10 protein-coding genes and 1 CRISPR repeat array are annotated in these 20,177 nt (G+C 61.3%); of the genes, 3 read left to right on the forward strand and 7 right to left on the reverse strand.

Going from position 1 to position 20,177, the window contains the following annotated elements; genetic code table 11:
* The first annotated feature begins 350 nt into the window (after nt 1-350).
* Nucleotides 351-7,340: direct repeats of the CRISPR family, unit length 28 nt; unit sequence TTTCTGAGCTGCCTGGGCGGCAGCGCAC.
* A gap of 129 nt (nt 7,341-7,469) precedes the next feature.
* The 6 genes from cas6f to cas1f form a co-directional block, all read right to left on the reverse strand.
* Complete coding sequence (gene cas6f / locus KZO25_RS10790; protein ID WP_223136971.1) at nt 7,470-8,039, reverse strand: type I-F CRISPR-associated endoribonuclease Cas6/Csy4; 570 nt, start codon at nt 8,037-8,039, stop codon at nt 7,470-7,472.
* A gap of 6 nt (nt 8,040-8,045) precedes the next feature.
* Nucleotides 8,046-9,080, reverse strand: coding sequence for a type I-F CRISPR-associated protein Csy3 (gene csy3, locus KZO25_RS10795; RefSeq protein WP_223136972.1), 1,035 nt, complete (start codon nt 9,078-9,080; stop codon nt 8,046-8,048).
* A gap of 17 nt (nt 9,081-9,097) precedes the next feature.
* Nucleotides 9,098-10,084, reverse strand: coding sequence for a type I-F CRISPR-associated protein Csy2 (csy2, locus tag KZO25_RS10800; protein ID WP_223136973.1), 987 nt, complete (start codon nt 10,082-10,084; stop codon nt 9,098-9,100).
* Nucleotides 10,077-11,444: a type I-F CRISPR-associated protein Csy1 gene (gene csy1 / locus KZO25_RS10805; RefSeq protein ID WP_223136974.1), complete on the reverse strand. Its 1,368-nt coding sequence runs from the start codon at nt 11,442-11,444 to the stop codon at nt 10,077-10,079. Before csy1 ends, csy2 begins: the two co-directional genes overlap by 8 nt.
* 497 nt (nt 11,445-11,941) lie before the next feature.
* Nucleotides 11,942-15,298, reverse strand: a complete 3,357-nt coding sequence (gene cas3f, locus KZO25_RS10810; RefSeq protein ID WP_223136975.1) for a type I-F CRISPR-associated helicase Cas3f — start codon at nt 15,296-15,298, stop codon at nt 11,942-11,944.
* Nucleotides 15,295-16,269 (reverse strand): type I-F CRISPR-associated endonuclease Cas1f, encoded by a 975-nt coding sequence (gene cas1f / locus KZO25_RS10815; RefSeq protein WP_223137096.1) that lies wholly within the window; start codon nt 16,267-16,269, stop codon nt 15,295-15,297. Before cas1f ends, cas3f begins: the two co-directional genes overlap by 4 nt.
* A 152-nt stretch (nt 16,270-16,421) precedes the next feature.
* Between cas1f and KZO25_RS10820 the strand changes: the two genes are divergently transcribed.
* The 3 genes from KZO25_RS10820 (at nt 16,422) to KZO25_RS10830 (ending at nt 19,496) form a co-directional block, all read left to right on the forward strand.
* Entirely contained in the window at nt 16,422-17,291 is an 870-nt protein-coding gene (locus KZO25_RS10820; protein WP_223136976.1) for a WYL domain-containing protein, read from the forward strand.
* 670 nt (nt 17,292-17,961) lie between these two features.
* Nucleotides 17,962-18,975: an aldo/keto reductase gene (locus KZO25_RS10825; protein WP_223136977.1), complete on the forward strand. Its 1,014-nt coding sequence runs from the start codon at nt 17,962-17,964 to the stop codon at nt 18,973-18,975.
* A 92-nt stretch (nt 18,976-19,067) separates the two neighbouring features.
* Nucleotides 19,068-19,496, forward strand: coding sequence for a DUF6746 family protein (locus KZO25_RS10830; RefSeq protein WP_223136978.1), 429 nt, complete (start codon nt 19,068-19,070; stop codon nt 19,494-19,496).
* 22 nt (nt 19,497-19,518) lie between these two features.
* Here KZO25_RS10830 and KZO25_RS10835 read toward each other — a convergent pair whose 3' ends face one another.
* Nucleotides 19,519-20,112, reverse strand: coding sequence for a malonic semialdehyde reductase (locus KZO25_RS10835; protein WP_223136979.1), 594 nt, complete (start codon nt 20,110-20,112; stop codon nt 19,519-19,521).
* Nucleotides 20,113-20,177: the final 65 nt, after the last annotated feature.

Genomic DNA, 20,177 nt, shown 5'->3' on the forward strand with positions numbered 1-20,177 from the left:
AAAGAACGCTGTTGGAGGCAGCTTTAGCTCGCGACCGCGGTGTCGCCAAACCTTGGCGATGAGCACCAACGCGGCACTCCCCACCGCCGCTCCCCACGGCCATGACACGGCGTGAAAACGAAACGCCCCTGGCCGCCGTCCATCCACATAAGAAAAGAACGCTGTTGGAGGCAGCTTTAGCTCGCGACCACGGTGTCGCCAACCTTGGCGATGAACACCAACGGCCACGCTCCTCACTGAAGTTTCTTCATGAGCACGCTTCCACCGAGTAACCTTGAACCCACGCTGGCGAGGTCGGATTGTCACCTCCTGTCCCTACGGTAGGGTCATCCGTTGAGCCCGCCCCGATATTTCTGAGCTGCCTGAGCGGCAGTGCACGTGACGCCGCCGGCAACAGTGTCACTCTTGGTTTTCTGAGCTGCCTGGGCGGCAGCGCACTGGTTGAGCACGGAAGCGAGGTAGCGCTTGCTTTTCTGAGCTGCCTGGGCGGCAGCGCACCTGGCGACACTCTACGACCTGCTTCAAGAGAGTTTCTGAGCTGCCTGGGCGGCAGCGCACCTCGGCGGCGGGCTGTGGGACGTGGACAACTGTTTCTGAGCTGCCTGGGCGGCAGCGCACGATCTCGTTGAAGCGCAAGACCTCATCAACGATTTCTGAGCTGCCTGGGCGGCAGCGCACGGGGCGCCTCGCCGAACGGGTAGAGCCGGGTGTTTCTGAGCTGCCTGGGCGGCAGCGCACCTGGGTGTCGATGGTGGCGCCGGGGCCGGCGCTTTCTGAGCTGCCTGGGCGGCAGCGCACATGGGCAGGTTCTGCGCGGTCAGGTGCTCGGTTTTCTGAGCTGCCTGGGCGGCAGCGCACACCCCGACCCCCTGGCGATGGAGTTCAGCTACTTTCTGAGCTGCCTGGGCGGCAGCGCACTCAGAGATACAGGGTGTGGGCGCTGTCGGCTCTTTCTGAGCTGCCTGGGCGGCAGCGCACAACTAATCGCCGCCATCAGCCAGCGGTTGGGAGTTTCTGAGCTGCCTGGGCGGCAGCGCACCGCTGGAACGACCGCCTGCGCCACGCCTGGCATTTCTGAGCTGCCTGGGCGGCAGCGCACCAATGCACAGCCTCACGGCCAGCGGCCCTTGTTTTCTGAGCTGCCTGGGCGGCAGCGCACGGCTTTGGCGACAACAAGACGACGCTATGGCTTTTCTGAGCTGCCTGGGCGGCAGCGCACTAGTCCTTGATGGTTTCAAGATGGCGGTCTCATTTCTGAGCTGCCTGGGCGGCAGCGCACTTGGTCAGGGTGCTCGTCTGCTCGGCGTACTTTTTCTGAGCTGCCTGGGCGGCAGCGCACGCATAGATGAGTCGATGCGCACTACTGAGCAATTTCTGAGCTGCCTGGGCGGCAGCGCACATCGTCTCGGCGCCGTCGTCGCCGTTGCGTCCTTTCTGAGCTGCCTGGGCGGCAGCGCACAGGGTGCGTAGCACATTGGGGTCGAGCGACCATTTCTGAGCTGCCTGGGCGGCAGCGCACAAGTTGATGCGCGATCCGCGCACCACTGATGATTTCTGAGCTGCCTGGGCGGCAGCGCACCCGCCCAGCGCGCTACCGATGAACGAGCCGATTTTCTGAGCTGCCTGGGCGGCAGCGCACTTCCACGCCATGATTTCCGATATCCACTTCCATTTCTGAGCTGCCTGGGCGGCAGCGCACTCGAGCGTCAGGGTGCCCAGTGATCGACTCATTTTCTGAGCTGCCTGGGCGGCAGCGCACTACAAGCCTAGGTCAGGCGACCTGTTGCCGGTTTTCTGAGCTGCCTGGGCGGCAGCGCACAGAGTATGTCAATCTATTTTTGCTCGCATTGTTTTCTGAGCTGCCTGGGCGGCAGCGCACGATGCTGGAGGGCAGCCATCACGCAGCCAACTTTTCTGAGCTGCCTGGGCGGCAGCGCACTCACTCGCTTGTCTTGCCACTCGACGCGAATCTTTCTGAGCTGCCTGGGCGGCAGCGCACCACGAGCGCCGGTTCATGGCGCCAGCAGAGAGTTTCTGAGCTGCCTGGGCGGCAGCGCACCGGGCTTGCCATGGCGCAGCAGCGAATCAGAATTTCTGAGCTGCCTGGGCGGCAGCGCACTGGCCGAGGGTGCGACCACGATGGTGCTGGATTTTCTGAGCTGCCTGGGCGGCAGCGCACTCCCTCTGTTGAAACAGGGCTCTCGCCACCCATTTCTGAGCTGCCTGGGCGGCAGCGCACTTTCATGCAAAGCTCCTCCTTTAGCGATGACTGTTTCTGAGCTGCCTGGGCGGCAGCGCACGGTGACTACTGATACCTGAGCAGCCGCTTGCCTTTCTGAGCTGCCTGGGCGGCAGCGCACGCCGACTACAACGACGAGGTCGCACGCCTCCATTTCTGAGCTGCCTGGGCGGCAGCGCACGGCAGCGCACCCCACTCACCGCGCCCGCCGATTTTCTGAGCTGCCTGGGCGGCAGCGCACATTCCCCATCGACCCCTGCACGCCCAGCCATTTTTCTGAGCTGCCTGGGCGGCAGCGCACGCTGACGAATGCGACTGCGAATAGGAGAATGGTTTCTGAGCTGCCTGGGCGGCAGCGCACACTGTATTTGATGCTGAGACTCTTTCTATCCATTTCTGAGCTGCCTGGGCGGCAGCGCACACCCGCAAGATCGCCGACCAGGTCTTCCTCGATTTCTGAGCTGCCTGGGCGGCAGCGCACGCAGTATTCGGCCTGGGTTGCGAGCAGGTGCTTTTCTGAGCTGCCTGGGCGGCAGCGCACACCTTGAAGGACATCAAGTCCATCGAGGCCAATTTCTGAGCTGCCTGGGCGGCAGCGCACACTCCCCGTTTGTAACTATCTACAAGCGTGACTTTCTGAGCTGCCTGGGCGGCAGCGCACTTTCCATGAACGGACTGCGCCGCAACCTGAGTTTTCTGAGCTGCCTGGGCGGCAGCGCACGGGTTAGGTAATGAGTGATCGTTTCGATGGCTTTTCTGAGCTGCCTGGGCGGCAGCGCACAATGCTTTTGAGGATGCGCTATCTGTTGTGCATTTCTGAGCTGCCTGGGCGGCAGCGCACAGTCAGGGTGTCACGAAACGGCCCTTCGTCCTTTTCTGAGCTGCCTGGGCGGCAGCGCACCAGAGGCCAACGCCCTCACACCGGACGCTGACTTTCTGAGCTGCCTGGGCGGCAGCGCACGAGCTGGCGCCGGCGTTTGCTGAGACGACCCATTTCTGAGCTGCCTGGGCGGCAGCGCACCAGCGCTTCTACGAGAACTCGCACAAGGGTATTTTCTGAGCTGCCTGGGCGGCAGCGCACAGCACCCTGCTGCGCGAGCACGGATGGCCGAATTTCTGAGCTGCCTGGGCGGCAGCGCACATATTGACCGAGCATTTGTCGACGCTTTTGCGTTTCTGAGCTGCCTGGGCGGCAGCGCACGCGCGGAAGTCGTCAGCCGTCTCTGATCCATCTTTCTGAGCTGCCTGGGCGGCAGCGCACACATCAACGCACATGACGCCATGGGAGGCGCATTTCTGAGCTGCCTGGGCGGCAGCGCACGTTAAACTTCCTAACTTCTCCGTTTCCCGCAATTTCTGAGCTGCCTGGGCGGCAGCGCACGTCGAGCCCGGCCAGCGCAGCTCGAAATACTGTTTCTGAGCTGCCTGGGCGGCAGCGCACGCGACGGACATCAGCGCCGGGCGTGTCGAGCTTTTCTGAGCTGCCTGGGCGGCAGCGCACGAGGCCGACGAGCTGCTCGGCACCTTCAGCCATTTCTGAGCTGCCTGGGCGGCAGCGCACGTAAGGGCACGCCATCCATGCGCAAGGCGTCGTTTCTGAGCTGCCTGGGCGGCAGCGCACCCCAACGGCGTTTTCCACAATCACACTCTCGATTTCTGAGCTGCCTGGGCGGCAGCGCACGCCCAAAGGGAGCGGCGCTTGGCGGCATCATTTTTCTGAGCTGCCTGGGCGGCAGCGCACAACTGCACGGCCGAGAGGCTGTTATCCCACTGTTTCTGAGCTGCCTGGGCGGCAGCGCACCCATTGAGTCACTCGAGTACGTTGATCCGGACTTTCTGAGCTGCCTGGGCGGCAGCGCACGCTAGGCACTGGTACGCCACGCAGCCCCGCTATTTCTGAGCTGCCTGGGCGGCAGCGCACAAAACCTATCTGACATGCCCGCTGTTTTCATATTTCTGAGCTGCCTGGGCGGCAGCGCACTAGCGACTGCCTCCCTGTCAAAGCCGACTTTATTTCTGAGCTGCCTGGGCGGCAGCGCACGCGGCCGTAGGCTTCTGCAAGCCATCGAGGCATTTCTGAGCTGCCTGGGCGGCAGCGCACAATTCGTCAACCTCTCGACGGGCAGCCCGGATTTTCTGAGCTGCCTGGGCGGCAGCGCACAACCAGTACGCCCAGTAGCCGGTGATGCCGGCTTTCTGAGCTGCCTGGGCGGCAGCGCACATGACGACGCCCTCAGCCTCGGCCGCCTTGCGTTTCTGAGCTGCCTGGGCGGCAGCGCACACTACCTGCACGAGCTGGGATTGTCATATCAGTTTCTGAGCTGCCTGGGCGGCAGCGCACAGGCGGCGATGAACGGCCTCGCTGCTGTGTCATTTCTGAGCTGCCTGGGCGGCAGCGCACGATAGGGTAGCGAGGGAGGCGGCGAGGCGATTTTTCTGAGCTGCCTGGGCGGCAGCGCACTCAACGCAAAGAGAAATCAACGCCTTTGTGTGTTTCTGAGCTGCCTGGGCGGCAGCGCACTTCGTCATATATGCGGTTAATGCTGCGCCGAATTTCTGAGCTGCCTGGGCGGCAGCGCACTTGCAGAGACCTAAACGCCGGGCCGAGCCCCTTTTCTGAGCTGCCTGGGCGGCAGCGCACCAACATCATTCGTGACACCGATGGCGAGGACTTTTCTGAGCTGCCTGGGCGGCAGCGCACGGTATGAATAAACGAAAAGAAGGTTGGTATTGTTTCTGAGCTGCCTGGGCGGCAGCGCACTTGTGGTGGGCGATAGCGGCACTGTTATTTCTTTTCTGAGCTGCCTGGGCGGCAGCGCACCACTGTTATCACTAGCAGCGACGGCACTAATTTTTCTGAGCTGCCTGGGCGGCAGCGCACCTTCTGAGTACCCTGAGCTAGACGCCTTTGTGTTTCTGAGCTGCCTGGGCGGCAGCGCACCCATCCGTGACGATCTCTGGTCAGGTATCTCGTTTCTGAGCTGCCTGGGCGGCAGCGCACAGTAGTTCGGACACCTACGCGACTGGCGATGATTTCTGAGCTGCCTGGGCGGCAGCGCACTACAATCACTGATATCGGAGTTACAGATTTTTTTTCTGAGCTGCCTGGGCGGCAGCGCACCGTGTGCGCTGTCGGGCCGGTGCGCACCCTGGTTTCTGAGCTGCCTGGGCGGCAGCGCACGATCGGCCAGGCCTCTGGGCCGAATTGTTCGCTTTCTGAGCTGCCTGGGCGGCAGCGCACCCATTGGCAATCGAGCCTTCGTGTCGGCTTCCTTTCTGAGCTGCCTGGGCGGCAGCGCACGCCTCAATGACGCCACCAGCGCGGTGGCCATTTTTCTGAGCTGCCTGGGCGGCAGCGCACGAGCAGGCCACCCACGGCATGCCGGTTGGCCTTTTCTGAGCTGCCTGGGCGGCAGCGCACGTTATCGCGTCGACAATCCAGCGCCTCGAGCATTTCTGAGCTGCCTGGGCGGCAGCGCACGGTTCTCGGGACGGGATGGGTGGCGGGTGGTTTTTCTGAGCTGCCTGGGCGGCAGCGCACCAGTGGAAAGGCAGCCTGCTCACAACGCCCCTTTTCTGAGCTGCCTGGGCGGCAGCGCACATAGGGTGTCTAATGTACCCTCTACAATTTCTTTTCTGAGCTGCCTGGGCGGCAGCGCACTCGTAACGATCGATCAGGCTGCCCACCTTCTCTTTCTGAGCTGCCTGGGCGGCAGCGCACTCTTCGGCGATCAGCCGCTGCAGCGTCGACATTTTCTGAGCTGCCTGGGCGGCAGCGCACCGCCGTGCATACCGCCAACCACCCGGGTAGCGTTTCTGAGCTGCCTGGGCGGCAGCGCACCCCGGCCTGGCCCAGCAGGCTCGCGCCACCCTTTTCTGAGCTGCCTGGGCGGCAGCGCACTGTTGCCCGCGGTCGCCGTAGTGCTTGGCCAGTTTCTGAGCTGCCTGGGCGGCAGCGCACATGATCTGGTTCCACATCGCGTGCGGATTGACTTTCTGAGCTGCCTGGGCGGCAGCGCACGAAGCTCGAAGACTTCATCGGCAAGGCCTGCTTTTCTGAGCTGCCTGGGCGGCAGCGCACGCCATGGAGACATCAGCATCGCCGATCTCGCTTTTCTGAGCTGCCTGGGCGGCAGCGCACGTATTGGAGCAGAATTTTCAAGATGCGAGGCTTTTCTGAGCTGCCTGGGCGGCAGCGCACCGGCCAGCAGCACCGCCGCTATGCTGCTGCATTTTCTGAGCTGCCTGGGCGGCAGCGCACGTTATGACCCACCGACATATAACTGTTATCAGTTTCTGAGCTGCCTGGGCGGCAGCGCACGGCATCAGGAAGAGCGACTGCCTGCGAATCATTTTCTGAGCTGCCTGGGCGGCAGCGCACGGGTCAACAGTGGCGACCTGATCATCACCGATTTTCTGAGCTGCCTGGGCGGCAGCGCACCTTCAGTTCATCGAGACCCGGTTCAGCTACCTTTTCTGAGCTGCCTGGGCGGCAGCGCACGTTCCGTGATCTGGAGCGGTCTGGAGCTTTTCTTTCTGAGCTGCCTGGGCGGCAGCGCACTCTCGAGCAGCGCGATGTGGTCGGGCGATGCGTTTCTGAGCTGCCTGGGCGGCAGCGCACGGTCACGCGCACACGACCAATGATGTCGCTCTTTTCTGAGCTGCCTGGGCGGCAGCGCACGAGGATCGCGACCTCGAGGCGCTCGACGACTGTTTCTGAGCTGCCTGGGCGGCAGCGCACTACTCGGCATTGCCGCCCAGTGACCGCCTGCTTTTCTGAGCTGCCTGGGCGGCAGCGCACTTCTTGTCTGCCGATCTCGCGGGCTCCTTGCTTTTCTGAGCTGCCTGGGCGGCAGCGCACAGCAGATAGCCCGCGGCGGCGAGAAGCATCTTTTTCTGAGCTGCCTGGGCGGCAGCGCACGTGTTGAGGGCGTGGGCGATGTCGCCGGTGACTTTCTGAGCTGCCTGGGCGGCAGCGCACACCAGGTCCTCCAGGGCGGGGCTCAGGCTGATTTTCTGAGCTGCCTGGGCGGCAGCGCACCCGCTGAAACCCACGTGCGCAGATCCCTAGGATTTCTGAGCTGCCTGGGCGGCAGCGCACTAGAACGATATAAAGATAAGCGACTGATTGTTAAAGAGCAATGGCTTGATAGAACAACGCCTCCCTTTTCAGAGAGGCGTTAGTAACTACTTGATTTTGCCAAATCTAATGAATCTCCCAAAAAAAGGGTTAGAACCAGGGCACCGTTGCCTCATTGCTCAATCCATAATGATTGAAGCGCCCAGCGACTGATTCCGATTGGGCTTGGCCATGCTCGATGAATAGCGCGAAGCGCTGCCCGCTGGAGCGGCTGCTGACCTGCACGAAAGGCAGGGCGATCTGCCGCGCGGCAGGCGTTTCCATCAAGCGCTGAGCCTCTTCGATTTCGATGCCATGCCGCTTGGCATAACGCTTCGAACGGCTAGGACTCCCGGTATTGAACTGTCGACGACGAACGATCCGATGCTGTGCCTCGGCAGGTACTCGCTGAGCGGCTTCAAGCGTTACGTGATCACGCATGCCGGTGAGCCACGAAATCGCCATCAACTGCTCAAGCCGAGCCTGCTCGCCATGCAACCGAAGCCGGTCGCCTGGCGTGCGCGCACGTACTCCGGTCTTGTGGTCGGGGAAACTCACGCCAATGTCATTGGCCGATAGATCATGCAGTGCCCGATGCAGCTTGCTGTAGAGCGCTCCCATCAAAATGGACGCCGGAAAGTCCGGATCGGGCCGCAGACGAATATCGAGATAGTGATCCATGATGGCTTACCCCGCATCGCCGAAGACGCCACCGCGGATAAGGGTTGCCATGACAAAGTGCTGCTGTTCGGTAGAGGGCACCTGATCCTTGAGCAGCCAGTTATCAAGCAGGTTGTAGAAATCCACCTTCTGTTTCGGCTGTCGGTAGGCGCTACCCTGGGTGGTGACCGAGCCATAGGGCTCAACGGCGATTGGGCCGAGGTCACTGCCGTCTTCCGGTGCCGGATACCAGGTATCGATGGTGCGCAGGGCATTGCCCAACTTCTGAGAGTGAATGGCAGCGATTTTTTCATCTCCGATGCTGTATAGCGTCTTGCTCTTGTCACCTCGTGAGCGGTCGAGAATCAGCTCCTGTGAAGGGAACACCTCTTGACCGGCACCAACCCGGGCAAAGGCCACCACATCCAGCAGCAGATAACGCTCGCCAGACAGCGCCTCGTTCATGAGGCTGCCTAGCTCACGAGTGGCCTTGCTGCCTTCAAAGTCACGCAGCGAGTGCTCGAGAGCGTCGAAGGTCCACTGCTTTTCCGCTTGCCCATCCTTCATCTGGCTGATGACAACTTCGATCTCTTCAGCGCCGACACGATTGCGCCACAGGAAGCGACCATTGGCGAGATTACAGGCGTATCGGTGAGCAAGTTCGCCAAAGCCGTACTCGCTGATATAGCTCGCCACGGTTTGCTTCAGCTTGTGCTGATACTCGGCATTGTTACAGGCCGATGGCTTCCCAGCACCCGCCAGCACCCGCAAGGTAAAGTGCACCGCTAGGGTATCGACATCGTGGGGAAGCGCTGCAACATCGACCGTCTGCAGATTGGGGTTTTCGATGGCAGCATCTAGCTTGGCCGGATCCTGGTCCTTGGCCTTCAGCCGGTTAGAGATGGTTCCACGGACCGATTTTTCGCGCACCGGGATACCACTCCACTGTGTATATTGAGCTCGGTCATCCCAGGCACCGGTGCTAAACAGCGCGTCGGATGGGTCGAGCTTGCGCTCGAAGGCGAGGACGGAAGCAGTCTTGAGGGTATCGTTCTTGGCCATGATTGGTTTCCCTGTCGTTATGCGGTTGTTGAGCGATTGTGATAGTCGTTATTGAGTCGATAGAGGCCGGCATCGAGATCGTTGTCTACATACCAGAGCAGCTCTTCGGGACGCTGCAGCCGATGCGGACTGATCCACTGCCCGATGGAGTAAAGGCTTTCGACAAAGCGGAAAGGCGTTTCGGCATCGCGTGAATTGGCGACCGTACCCGGCTCGAAGACCTCGGACAGCGCGCCATAGCCGATCGGGATCGGCACGATCCAACCAGGCGGTCGGCGAATCTCCCAGCTCACTTCGTCATATATTTCACCCTGGGCGCTCTCCACCGGCTTGAGGTGGCATTCATGGTTAAGACGTGACAGATCTAGCCAGGCGTCCAATATGGTGGCAACGGGGCTGGCCTCACGCATTTCCTCAAAGCGCTGCGCCAGCAAGTCATCGCGGGACACCAGCGTGAAACCCGGTAGCCAGCGCCGCTTGAGTCGCCTGAACTGTTCATCGCGCTCCTCACCGGCTTCCCCCAGAGGAGTCAGTGCCGGGCGTGAACGGGAGATTCGGCCCGGCAGCGCCGGGATCACGCTCCCACCGGCGATACGCATGCCCGCGACGATCTCGGCCACCTCCTTGGCCAGAGCACCACGCTCGGCTTCGTTACCACCGCAGGCGTCCCCGCGAACGGCAAAGACCAGGGTAATATCGAGGTGAACTCGCCCCTCCTCGACAATGGCCGCAGTGCCACCGCTCCGGTCGACCGGGTTTCGTGTCAGATGGAAAGTGCGGGTAAAGCCTCCCTCTGTCGCCTGAGCCTCGAAGTCGTGACAAATGACACCGACACCGTCGAACAGCAAAGCAACTTCGCTGGCCGCCAGCTTGCGCTCCAGCGCATGCATCAGACCGACGAAGGCGCTCATGGCAGGGAAGCCCCAGGTCATCTGGCTGGAGATGGTATTGGCGTTCTGCACCCGCAGGCGGGGCAGTATCAGAAGATTTTGAACCTCACTCATGGCCAAGGCCTCCCTGCCAGTCATCCAGTTCGTGATCGAGCGACTCAGCCCAGCGGCGGTCACGTTCCAGCCAGCGCTGGTAGGTCTCATCGCGCTCCAGCTCCCGAGACCAGTGGCGATGCTCGGTATCACCCAGAGGCAACTTTCGACCGAGCGCATGATTTAGCCAGTTGGCGAAGCGCTGCCTGATGTCGCTCTCCCAGTCCGTCGACTCACGTGCCTCACGAAACGCCTCGTCGGCTTCCGCTCGGCCGGGGTCTAGCCAATAAGTCTCTTCAGCAGGCAGGCGGCATTTATCGTCATCGCTCCATCCAGGCGGCAGGCCATGGAGCTGCATGGTGAACAACATCAGCTCATCCATCAGCGCCGCGTTCAGGTCATCGCGTAGATCACGGGTCTGGTAATCGTTCGATGGGGTGGACTCAAGGAAGCGTCTTAGATCGCTAACCAAACGCTTGACCTCACGTCGCCGACCGAATCGTGGAAATACCGAATCGGTCAACAGCGGCGCCTTGATACCCTGAGAAGCCCAGCGCGGCGGCAGCGAGGCCAGCAGGTAGTTGTTACCGCCCCGCTCGCTATTCAACTGGGATATGTTCTGTGGCTTGGTTCCCCCCAGCTTCTGCACCGCCAGACTGGGGTAGTCGTGATATCCCGCCTCAGAAAATTCTCCTTCACGACGCGCCTTACGCGCCGCCTTGGCCGCTTCGCCAAAACGGTCCTCATTGATGACCAGGAACACCTTATGCGCCAAGGATGTGGCATAGAGCGGTGCCAGTAGGTGGTAATCGCCGTTATCGGCAGGGTCTTCGCCCACCAGCCAGTAGAGCTGCTTGGCTCGGGTATGCGAGGTCTCTCCGCCGCGTTGCTCAGTAATGGCAGCGAAAGCTTGCATCCAGCCTTGGGCCTGATCGGCATCGTCGCTTAGGGCAGCGGCAAGTTTGGCGTCGTTCTCCAGCACTCGCTCCAGAAGCGATTTCCCCTGGTATTCGAGCTTGAGAAACTTGTAGACATCCAGCGCGGCGGCATTGCCAACCACATCGCCCAGGAAATCCGCTGGTAGCACATGACTGCCCACCGCTGGATGAGCGGATAGCGACTCTGGAGGTACGTAGAGATTGGTGCCCTTGGCATCAGGATGGATCGGCTTCAGCGAGTGAGTGACAACCTGAAGCTGGCCGACTCGCCGCGCGGCATCGTTGATCCAGGTATCGAACTGAAATTGCGCGACCAGCTCATCACGCTTGGGGGCATCGGGCGCAAGCTTTTCGGCCTTGGCATCGAAGCGTTCCTGAAGGAAACCTTCGATCAAGGCGCGAAGGCCGGCGGGCGCCCCTGAAGGGGGAGAATCAGCAGGCATATCGCATCCTTCTTGATCCCCTCTTGGGAATCGGTACGGTTCATGTAGAATATGCCCCGAAGCAACGCTGCCTCGGGACGTAAGGTAGGACGGGCAAAGCCCGTCACTCGACTAATAACGTCACGTGGTAGCCAATCACGCTTCGCAACCTCCTATCTGCTCAGGCCTGGCAGATTCAGGTGACTCAGGACTACCCGAGGCCAACGCCTGTGGTGGTGTGGCACCACCACCACAGGCACCTTTATAAGGCTAGGCGCCTTCACTCATAAAGTCAACCCTAGCTGCTTGAAGCCATATCAATACAAACAAGCATTCAAAATGCACAGCAGAAAACTTCTGTCGAGAAAGCTTTCGGTTGTTACCATCACGTAGTTACCTACAAATACTGCAACTAACGGTTCTGCTGAATAAGCAGCTCAGAAACTAGCGGCTTGTAGCCAACGCAGTAGATATGCTGCTGAACAAGCAGCAGGTGGGCCGGCCTACGCCGGCCCACCTTACTTGCGCTTGGTGAACCCCAAGGCAGCGTGATAACGCCATCCTTGCCGGTTCTCGGGTACCGTCACGGTGCCGAACTTCCGCGCGGCTACCTCCAACGGCAATTCCAGTTTGTCGGCCAACTGCACCAATGCCTCCATATAGTCCGCTTCCCCCCACGGCTGGATGCGCTCGCCCCCCACGGTGTCCAGGTCGATGCGGGTCAGCAAGCTCTCTTCGACCGGCACATAGAGACTTTCGCCGCGTCTGGCTCCCTTGTGGACGCGGTGTAGAACCCACTCCTCACCGCTCTCGTCCGGCTTGAGTATGAGTTCCTCCTGGAGTGTGGTTTGCTCACGAAACGGCTGGCACTGCGGCATCACCCCCAGCAGGTGGACGCGTGGCATGGCGTACCAGGTATAGGCACCCAGTGATGGCGGCGGCGGCTCCTTCATGGCACGCAATTCACGCTTGCTCAGTACCTTGGCGGGAGGTTCGACCATGGCGGCCTGCAAGCGCGCATGCTCGAGATCAACAAGGCTTTCATGCGGCTTGAGTGCATCCTGTGTGACGATCCGCGGCCTGGCGTCGATGACCTGCCACTCCTCAGGCTGCAGCAGTTCCCGCAGGGAGTGGCTGCTGAGCGCCCACTCCTGAGACGTCTCGAAACCGGGGCGGCGAAATGCCAAGTCGCCCGGGCTCTCCAAGTGCTTCAGGTTGGTATCAAGCAGCAGGATATTGGGCGTGGCGCACTCACCCTCGCGATGGCGCCGCACCCGCCCGGCGAGCTGAATGATGGATCGCATGGAGGAGGGCTCGACGATGGCCCAGTCGTAGTCGTGGTCACGGCCAACCTCGGTCACCGGGGAGCCAAGCACGATAAAGATCTGGTCCGCTTCCACTGAAGCCTCGAGGCAACGGCGCACCTCCGGCAGATCGAACACGGCATCGGCATAACGGCGGTCGAGAGTACGGTCGAGGCGTCGTTCGATAGCCGAGCGAATCAGCAGCGGATGCTGGGAGTGGTAGACACACAGATGGATGCGCTGCCCTTCCATAGCGCCCAGACGATAGAGCGCCAGAGCCACATCGAAGATCGGCTCGATATTGGCCAGGCGAATCAACCCGAAACTGATACGCTTGCCGCTATGCGGGTCGATGCTGTGGTGGCGCTCATGCAAAGCCGTGGCATGCTCACGCAGCCGTTCGGCCAATGCTTGCCTTATCCCCTCTGGGGTCTTGCCCAATCCATCCATAGGCACCAGCTCGGCGCGGCGCCTTATAGCGTCTGAGGCCAAGCGCCCGTATCGCCGCACCGCGAACTGCCGATGCGCCTCAGCGAAGGCTTCACCGTTGGCACAGTCCGCATGCTGTCGATCATGCTCATCGAACCAGGCACAGCAGATATCCACCGGCAGACCGGGCACGCCTCGATTGCGCTGGTAGTGTTCGCGCCCATTGCGATAGGCCTCATACAGCCCCCGTACCAGCGCCGGCGGCAGAGTGGCTGAGGAGAGCAGTACCCGCGACCCCAGCAATCCCGCCCAGTGCACCAACCGGGTTAGCGCGGGCAGGTCGTTGACATCGAAATCGTCGATCTCATCCAGCACCAGATCGCTGCTCATCAACCGCAGCATCGGCGCAATCTGGCGACCACCTCGGGTACTCTCGGTGGCCGGCATCAGGTGGTCGACGGTGCATACCAGGATCGGGGCGGCAATCAGTGGCCGGGTGCCGAAATCATCGTTGAGCCGCCGCAGCACCGGGTGGCTCTCGAAATTGCCATCGAAAACCACATGTCCGTCCTCCTCGATCAACTGCTGCACGGAGGCCGATCCACTCTTCTCGGCCTCCCGTTCGTAGTGTTCAAACAGAGCACGGTTGGCGCTACCGCCGACCCGTACCGCCAGCTCGTCCTCGCCCAGATTGAGCCGCTCGCGGTAGGCCTGACCAGTCTGCAACGTCAAGGTGCGCAGGCCCAGTGCCACACTGAAACGCGCACCCTGTTGCGGGTCCGCCAGGGCATAGAGAATCCGCCCGTTGGCCAAGGTCTTGCCACAACCTGTCGAGGCCATGTTGATACCGAAGAACCCTTGCCGCTCACTGCGCTCACGTAGCCCCTGGGCGAGATCATAGGCTCGGTCCTGCCAGCGGAAGCGTGGGTGATCGCTGCGCTTGCGAAAACCCTTGTGGCGAGCCAGTCTCGGAAGGTGGCTGGTGAGGCTTGGCAGCGCCCTGGCGACGGCCGCGGCATGCTTCTCGACGCCCAATATATGTTCGTCGAGCGGCTGGTTGAGCTGGCCTGTCTTGCGAATGGTATTGGCGTGCAGAGGATACCCCGCTTCCCCTCTGACCCGGTGGCGCAGCTCTTCCAGGCTGGAATAGTAGTGATCAGCCAGCATCAGGCTAAGCCGAGCCAGGTGGATGGCATATGGATCATCCAGCCAGGATCGATCAGGCAATGGACGCTTCAGGAGTCGCTGTGCCAGATGCCGCGCACGCTCACGCCACTTGTCCGTGGTCACTGGCAGGCCGTGCTTGAAAGTCCAGTAGAGTGCCTGTTGCTTCTTGTCCTGGCTGTCGGCGATCTCGTTCCAGTCAGCAGAGATCGTGGCAGGCAGGTCTCGTAACTGGTCCGCCCGGAATACGGGCTTCTCTCTCCCCCAGCGAGCTGATTCAGGACCGGAATGGGACTTGTCCCCCGGCATCAAGGGTAAGCGGTGATGGGTGACGATCAGCCAACCAATGGCCGCGGCCAAAGGGGGTAGGCTTTGAAATGGCGACTTGGGGATGCCATCCAATCCATCGCGCTCCAGTCGCGCCAGCCAAGTCGATTCGTCCGCGGTTCTACCCTCCTCCGCCAAGCGAGTCAGCCAGCCCGTATCGTCATCATCACCTACGAAGGCCTGGAACAGGCGGAGTGAGATCCATTCATGGCGGTAGAGGTTACGTCCCTCAAGCTTGCCTAAGAGCCGACGCTGAAAGGCCTCGCATGCCTTACCCAGATCGTGCAGAAGCGCGGCCATGGCAGCCAGCAACAGGATGTCTTCGCCGGTATGCCAGTCGTTTTCATCGCTGCGGCGCAGGATATCCCGGGAAGTCGTGTTGGTGGGTACCGCTCCCTGTGGGTTGAAGCGGTTGGCATCACCGACGATCCAGATCAGTTCGCTATGGTCGCGCCCCCGAATCCAGTGGCAGGCCACGGCGGTATTCTTGCGCGCCTTCTTGCGGAGTAGCCTCCTGAGCGTATCTAGCCCTGCCTGGGTAATCGGCGTCTGCCATGTGCGATCGCCTCGCCGCTCGGCAAACTGATCGAGAATCCGACGCGTCTCCTTGAGCGCGTTCTTGCTGCACTGGGAGACCAACAATACATTCATGCGCCGGGCCCACCAAGATCGAGCGCAATGCCCTTGAGAGAATCGATCATGAAGTCGAGCGACTCAGTGCGCGTCAGCCGTTCGATACACGCCTGACGAAACTCCTGCTCCTCGTCTCCCTGCATGGCAGAGATAAACGCCTGGGGTAGGATCACGGCATCCTTGACCAGGTCGGCGACGTCAAACACGAGCCCACCTCGGCGTGTCTTGCCATGCAACACGGCCAGACCATGCGGAATGCCGAGAACCCAAGTGGCACTTGCCGCCAGGCCATAGGCCAGATAGTTACCGTGATCGAGGAAGCGGTTAGCGGGATCAGTGCCGCTTCCACGCTTAGCCCGAGTGAAATCGCCGTAGTTCACTGCACGAGTCGCCAGCTTGAAAAGAAACTTGGTCAGGCGCGCTTCCAGGGTAAGCAGATCAGTCGTGCTGGGCGACATGGCAATGGCATCGCGATGCGTTGCCAACGCCTGATGGAGCGCATCCGCCGAGACGGTAAAGCCGGCCTCCGTGAGAAAACGGTCCGCCCACAGCGCTTCGATCCTCTTCAAGCGCGCTAGTTGGAAGGCCTTCGCTGCCTCCAGGCGTTTTTCATCATCGAACCAGAAACGCACCCAGTGCTGCAGATATTCGGTGGGGCGATACTCGCTCTGCGGTGTCAACCAGGCAACATCGACATCTATCTCATTGGCGGCGAACAGGGGTGTACCGCCGCCGCCACAGAAGCCCACCAGCACACCCGCCTTGGACAGTTCCCGCATCGCCGCCTGGGTAATCGAGGTACCGGTTCCGAGCAGCAACGACGTCGTATTGGCTATCGGGATATTCCAGTAGCGCGACCGGCTGCCTTCATCGGTGACGTACTCGACACGCCCGCCGTTCACCAATACACGGCAATGTTGCAGGTAGTAGAGATTGGCGCGCTTCGAGTGGAGAATAGTTTTCAGGTCGGAAGGTGACAGATCATCCATGCGGGCTCCCTGCGCCTGTATATTGTTTCTAATTTGTATCTTATCTAAGCACCCTATCCTCACAGCCACCACCACTGTCCAGGAAACCAGCATCTTTTTCAGGCCGGTGTTGATAGAGATCACAGCTTCAAAGAGCAGCACGAGGAGTTGACATGCTCGATATTGCGCCACTGCCCTGGGACACTCTTGCCCGCTACCGATTGATCGAAATTCTGGCTCTTTGGGAGGGCCGAGTGGCCTCTTCACAGCTGGGAAAGGCCTTCGGCATCGGGCGCCAGCAGGCGCAGAAAGTTCTCAAGCAATATCGGGTACTTGCGCCGGACAACCTGACGTATGACGAATCCCGCAAGGGGTTTTTGCCGGCCGATGATTTCTCGCCCCAATTCACTCGTGGCCGGGTCGAAGAGTACCTACATCTACTGGGTTCGGATCACAATCTCGATTCGCCCTTTGCGGGGCTAGGGCTCGGCGCGGCCGATACCGAGTCGCTGCCTTTACCCAGCCGCGAGGTATCACCACAGGTTGTGCGTGAGCTGGTCAAGGCGTCACGGCAGGGCGTTCGTCTGGAAGTCAATTACGCCTCATTTTCCAGCCCGACTGGAGAGGACCATATTATCGTTCCCCACACCCTTGTATTCGCCTCAAGGCGTTGGCATGTAAGGGCTTTCTGCGAGAAAAATCTTGCGTTTCGGGATTTCGTGCTGAGCCGGTTTCGCGGCATTCCGGAACCCTGTGGCGACATGCTTGGTGAACATGGCGGCAATCAGGATTCGCAATGGCATGCCTATGTGGAGGTGAAGCTGATTCCGGACCGGCGTCTACCCCAGGCAGAGCGGGAGCTGGTGGCCAGAGATTATCGTATGGAGCATGGCGAGCTGCTGCTGCGCTGTCGCGGCCCGCTGGTGCTCTATGCGTTACGTGAGCTTGGCGTCAACCCGAACCACTCCGAAGTCGATCCCCGCGCTCAGCAGATCGAGATCGCCAATCGCGAGGCCTTGGCCAAGTGGATCCGATGGACCTAGCTCAGCGAACCGACCGACTCCCTACTTCGCTCTTACCTATGCAAGCCGTCCACACCAAGCCGCGGCAACCTCCGCCTGACGCGAGCTGAAGCTACCTCCAACAAGCGTCGATGCACTCGATGGTGGCTGTTTCGGCTCGTCTCCTGCCCTTCCCTCAACCCTAAGCAAGCGGCCGATCCCAAGCCGCTCCCACCGGCCCACGGCAACCTCCGCCCGTCGCGAGCTAAAGCTACCTCCAACAAGCATCGATGCACTCGATGGTGGCTGTCTTGGCTCCTCTCCTGCCCTTCGCTCAAACCTCCGGCAACTGCCGATACCGAGCTGCCTTCACCGGCCCGCGGCAACCTCCGCTTGTCGCGAGCTGAAGCTACCTCCAACAAGCGTCGATGCACTCGATGGTGGCTGTTTCGGCTCGTCTCCTGCCCTTCCCTCAACCCTAAGCAAGCGGCCGATCCCAAGCCGCTGGCAACCTCCGCCCGTCGCGAGCTGAAGCTACCTCCAACAAGCGTCGATGCAATCGATGGTGAGCTACCCCAGCAGTCGTTGATGCCACCGATGGTGACTGTTTCGGTTCACCACCTTGCGATGCCCCACCCGCCCTCGGCATGATGAGGCATTACCGCCGCCGGCCCTGCTGTGCGCCTTCCCCCTGCCACCCACAAGGATCACCATGTCGACTCTCTTTGATCGCCTCAAGGACGTTGCCTCGCCCCCCATTGGCCTGGGCTGCATGAACCTCTCCCATGGCTACGGCAGCCCCGTACCCGAGCCCGAGGCAATTCGTGCTCTGGAAGAGGCCTTCGACATGGGCTATCGACACTTCGATACCGCGACGCTTTACGGGGCAACGGCCAACGAGAAGGTGGTGGGCCAGGCCCTGGCGGGCAAGCGCGACCAGGTGATGCTGGCCAGCAAATGCGGCATGGCCATCGACCCGGAGCTGGGCAAGCGTGTGATCGACGGGCGTCCCGAGACGCTCAAGCGGCAGTGCGAGGCGAGCCTTAAGCGCCTGCGTACCGAACACCTGGACCTCTATTACCTCCACCGGCTGGACCCTCAGGTGCCCATCGAAGAGAGCGTCGGTGCGTTGGGTCGGCTGGTGGACGAGGGCAAGATAGGCGCCATCGGGCTCTCCGAGATATCTGCGGCCACCCTGCGCCGCGCGGTAGCCGAGCGCCCCATTGCGGCGGTGCAGTCGGAGTATTCCCTGTGGACCCGCAACCCCGAGATCGCGCTGATCGCGGCCTGCCGGGAGGCAGGCACGGCGCTGGTGGCTTTCAGCCCCCTGGGCAGGGGCTTTCTGGCAGGCGCCGTGACAGACCCCGCGCAGCTGCAGGAAAACGACGTTCGCCAAACCATGCCGCGCTTCAGCGCCGAGAACCTGCCACACAACCTGCGTCAGCTGGAACAGCTCCAGGCCGTCGCCAAGGCGCTGGACGTGACCTCCGGCCAGTTGGCTCTGGCCTGGCTCAGGGCAAAAGGAGAGGACGTGATTCCGATTCCCGGCTCCCGCTCGATAGCCCACATCCGCGAGAACCTGGCGGCGGGCACGCTCGACCTGGATGCGGCCACCGTCACCCGGCTGAACGCCATGCTGACCCCGGATCAGGTAGCCGGCGGCCGCTACGGCGCGGAGCAGCAGGCGGATATCGATACCGAGGAATTCGAACTCGAGAAGCCCTGAGTAGCGAGCGTGCATAGCCATACCTTGCTGCCAGCCGGACTGCCACCTAGCCTGATAGTTGCCACTGTCGTTTTTCAAGGAGGTAAAACGCCATGAAGCAACTGTTGATATCCGGTTTTCTCGTCGCCCTTATGGCAACGGCTGCCCACGCCGATGACCATGGGCAACAAGGAGCGGGCCAGGCAGCGACCGACCTGGAAACGGCCATGGACCTGCTGGTGCTGGAGAATGCCAGACTCGACGTGCTGCTGGAGAAGGAGCAACTGAGCGAAGAGGAACTCGCCCTTATCGAGCAGATGAGCATTAACCTGGCCAATGCCCTGGCGCTGATCCATGAGGAAGTGGGTGAGATGGCCACCCTGATGGAGGAAGTACAGAGCAGCGCCGCCGAAGGCGACGGCCAGCGTGTCCGTGAGAGCGGCCGAACCTACCTGAACGCCATCCAGCCACTGGTGAAAGAGCCGGTCGCACCGCGCTTCCACCTGGAAGACAATGGCGAAGAAGCCGCGCGGCAGGAGTAAGCCCAGGCCCGACTGGTCGGTCTCAGACCACGTAGGCCACTTCGTCGAACGCCAAGCGCGGGCCTCGGGGGCGCAGGCTCTCGGGGTCGCCAATACCCAGGTTGACCAGGAAGTTGCTCTTGTAGCGGCCGTCGGGGAAGAACTCGGCATCGACCATGGCGTTATCGAAGCCACTCATGGGTCCCACGTCCAGCCCCAGCATGCGGGCGGCGATTATCAGGTAGCCACCCTGCAAGGTGCCGTTGCGCCAGGCCGTTTCGCTGGCCGTCTCGGGATTGGCCGCGAAGCGATCCCGTGCGTTGGGTGAGCTGGGAAACAGCGTCGGCAGGTGTTCGTGAAAGCAGGTGTCGATGGCCACGATCACGGTAGTAGCGGCCTGGTAGGCCTTGTCCCGGTTAGCTTCGGAAAGTGCGGGCAGCAGCCGGGACTTGGCCTCCACGCTGGTCACGAAGACATAGCGCGACGGCTGGCAGTTCATGGAGGTCGGGCCCCACTTCAGCAGGTCGTAGAGACGGCGCAGAAGTGCCTCGTCAATGGGCTCATTGCGAAAGCCGTAGTGGGTACGCGCTTCACGGAAGGCAATATCCAGCGCGGTATCGTCGAGCGGCGGTCGCATTGGGTTCTCCAGATGACATATTCTCAGGCCTTGCCTAAAAACTGGCTGCGCTTGGCCATACGGCG

Origin of the sequence: Halomonas sp. ANAO-440, assembly GCF_019915905.1 — a bacterium.
GTDB lineage: Bacteria > Pseudomonadota > Gammaproteobacteria > Pseudomonadales > Halomonadaceae > Halomonas > Halomonas chromatireducens.